Origin of the sequence: Methylobacterium sp. WL18, assembly GCF_008040015.1 — a bacterium.
GTDB classification, from domain to species: Bacteria; Pseudomonadota; Alphaproteobacteria; order Rhizobiales; family Beijerinckiaceae; genus Methylobacterium; species Methylobacterium mesophilicum.
In genome coordinates, this window is sequence record NZ_VRVD01001123.1 from 1 (window position 1) to 812 (window position 812).

1 pseudogene is annotated in these 812 nt (G+C 73.5%); it reads right to left on the minus strand.

Annotated features, from left to right (window positions below):
• Positions 1-812, minus strand: a pseudogene (locus FV228_RS31285) (double-strand break repair protein AddB); the annotation flags it as partial.

Below are 812 nucleotides of genomic sequence, written 5' to 3' on the forward strand. Positions count from 1 at the left end.
GCCTCTAGCACCGCCTCCCAGCGCGCGTCGCCCGCAAACGCGCGCAGGCGCTGGATCAGGCGCGACGGCACGGTCGGCGAACCCTCGCGCTTGAGCGCCCGGGTGATCACCGCGTCGCGGCAGCCCAGCGCCTGCACGAAGTCGTGCGCCATCTGGCCGATCCGGCGCTCGGGCGGGTTGAGGCCGACCCGCTCGCGCATCGGTCGGTTGAGGAACGCGTCGGTCAGGGTCCGCACCGGCCAGACGCCCTCGTCGAGCCCGCCGAGCACCACCCGGTCCACCGACAGCAATCGCGCCTCCAGGAGGCCGAGGATGCGCAGGCGCGGATGCGGCGCCTCGCCGGAGCAGCCGACCAGGCGCTCCCGGGCGAGCGATGTGAAGAAGGTCGCGTAGTCGTCGAACCGGCCGGGCATCAGGCCGGGCTCGGCCATCTCCAGATCGTCGAACAGGGCATCGAGGCAGGACAGGGAGCCGTCCTCGGCCTGTTCAGGGACGTCGTGAGGGGCGTCTTGCGGCGTGACTTGCGGGCTGTCCTCCGGGCCGGCGATCAGCCCGTCGCAGGCTGCGCGGTGCAGGGCCGCGGTGGCGACGAGATCGCAGTCGGCGGCGCCGTCCGGGCCTGGGAATTCCGCAAAAACCTGCTCCAGCCGGGCGAGCAGGTCGGCGGCGAGATCCCAGTCGATGTCCTTCAGGCGGCGCTTGGCCCGGGGGCGGCGCTCCAGAGGCCCGACCCGCTCGGCCGCCAGCGCATTCCGCAGCCCGGAAAAACCCGGGGCCGGGACGGGACCGCGCAGCAGCCCGATCTCCAGGGC